We start from the raw sequence: 1,033 nt of genomic DNA on the forward strand, positions 1-1,033 counted from the left end.
ACCCCACACTACCATCGGCGCTACGGCGTTTCACTTCTGAGTTCGGCATGGGGTCAGGTGGGACCACCGCGCTACGGCCGCCAGGCAAATTCTTTGTGCTCAGTGCGCAATTCTTTATCGCATCAGCGGCGTTACCTGCGCTCGTAAAGTCAGTCACATACTTCTGTATGCTCCTTCCTTTCCTTCGCTTGCCGCCTTGCCGCTGCGCAAATTATTGCGTACTCAACTCTGAATCAGTGCTGAAAATCATCTCTCAACCGCCAAAACATCTTCGGCGTTGTAAGGTTAAGCCTCACGGTTCATTAGTACCGGTTAGCTCAACGCATCGCTGCGCTTACACACCCGGCCTATCAACGTCGTCGTCTTCAACGTTCCTTCAGGAGACTCTAAGTCTCAGGGAGAACTCATCTCGGGGCAAGTTTCGTGCTTAGATGCTTTCAGCACTTATCTCTTCCGCATTTAGCTACCGGGCAGTGCCATTGGCATGACAACCCGAACACCAGTGATGCGTCCACTCCGGTCCTCTCGTACTAGGAGCAGCCCCCCTCAGTTCTCCAGCGCCCACGGCAGATAGGGACCGAACTGTCTCACGACGTTCTAAACCCAGCTCGCGTACCACTTTAAATGGCGAACAGCCATACCCTTGGGACCTACTTCAGCCCCAGGATGTGATGAGCCGACATCGAGGTGCCAAACACCGCCGTCGATATGAACTCTTGGGCGGTATCAGCCTGTTATCCCCGGAGTACCTTTTATCCGTTGAGCGATGGCCCTTCCATTCAGAACCACCGGATCACTATGACCTGCTTTCGCACCTGCTCGCGCCGTCACGCTCGCAGTCAAGCTGGCTTATGCCATTGCACTAACCTCCTGATGTCCGACCAGGATTAGCCAACCTTCGTGCTCCTCCGTTACTCTTTAGGAGGAGACCGCCCCAGTCAAACTACCCACCAGACACTGTCCGCAACCCGGGGATTACGGGTCCACGTTAGAACATCAAACATTAAAGGGTGGTATTTCAAGGTCGGCTCCA

At 54.3% G+C, this 1,033-nt stretch carries 2 rRNA genes (1 of these 2 cut by a window edge); both read right to left on the reverse strand.

What is annotated here, in order from left to right:
• Nucleotides 1-85 (reverse strand): 5S ribosomal RNA (gene rrf, locus ABVN36_RS22405) (it extends 41 nt beyond the left edge of the window).
• Nucleotides 86-281: 196 nt separating this feature from the next.
• Nucleotides 282-1,033: ribosomal RNA gene (locus ABVN36_RS22410) — 23S ribosomal RNA — on the reverse strand; the annotation flags it as partial.

This window comes from Salmonella sp. SJTUF15581, assembly GCF_043356775.1.
Classification (GTDB): domain Bacteria; phylum Pseudomonadota; class Gammaproteobacteria; order Enterobacterales; family Enterobacteriaceae; genus Salmonella; species Salmonella enterica.